This window comes from Lacinutrix cladophorae (assembly GCF_053604645.1).
This window is the reverse complement of sequence record NZ_JBSHNR010000093.1, coordinates 1-281: the sequence shown is the minus strand read 5'-3', so window position 1 is coordinate 281 and position 281 is coordinate 1. Positions and strand designations below refer to the sequence as shown.

1 protein-coding gene is annotated in these 281 nt (G+C 39.9%); it reads right to left on the bottom strand.

Annotated features, from left to right (window positions below):
• Positions 1–281, bottom strand: a 281-nt coding sequence (locus ACVC3Y_RS05845; RefSeq protein ID WP_452226356.1) for a hypothetical protein, incomplete at both ends; no start/stop codon positions are given.

The window sequence follows — 281 nt, the reverse complement described above, 5'->3', positions numbered from 1 at the left end:
TCTGTACCACAAGATTGTAGTGCAAGTATGTTTGCAGCATTCCAATCGTTAGCAATGGTTTCATTATCTGTTCCATTACATTCTATAGTTTCATCTACTACAGTACAAGCCGTTAGGTCTGGACCGATAGAATCTTCAAGTGTAAGTGTCGCAGTAAGCGTTGTTTCATTATCACAATCATCCGATACCGTATAGATTACAGTAATAGTACCACCAGCACCACAAGTGGAAGCAAGGTTCGTGAAAGCATAATCGGAAGTTACATCAAATACAGCATCTGC